This is a genomic window from Streptomyces niphimycinicus (assembly GCF_018883605.1).
In the GTDB taxonomy this organism is placed as follows: Bacteria; Actinomycetota; Actinomycetes; order Streptomycetales; family Streptomycetaceae; genus Streptomyces; species Streptomyces niphimycinicus.
On record NZ_JAHLEM010001358.1, the window covers coordinates 1 to 423 of the forward strand.

Annotated in this window: 1 protein-coding gene; it reads right to left on the minus strand. The window is 77.8% G+C overall.

Annotated elements, in window-relative coordinates; genetic code table 11:
• Positions 1–423 (minus strand): AMP-binding protein (locus tag KN815_RS49730; protein ID WP_216348264.1); only part of this gene is annotated, 423 nt, incomplete at both ends.

Below are 423 nucleotides of genomic sequence, written 5' to 3' on the forward strand. Positions count from 1 at the left end.
AGAGGGTCGCGGTCGCCGGGTCAGTGGGCAGGCGGGTCGCCGAGCCGGTCGGCGGCGCGGTGTCGGAGCAGACCACCACCCTCGCCGCCGGGCCGACGGCGGCGAGGGCCGCCCGGATCTCCGCCTCGGCTTCGGGGCGGCAACACACCACGCGGGCCCCGCAGTCCGCCGCGATATCGGCGATCTCCCGTGCGTGCAGCCGCGGGGAGAGCGCCACCCTCACCAGCCCGGACCCGAGGACGGCCTGGTCGAGGACGCGGAGGACCACGCTGTTCGGCAGGGCGAGGACGATCCGGTCCCCGGTGACGGCGCCCAGTCCTGCCAGGTGGGCAACGGCTGCCCGGGCGAGCCGGGCGACCTCGGCGAACGTCAGCCAGCCGGGCGTCCCCGCGCAGCCGGACCCCTGACCCGTCACGCGGCCGG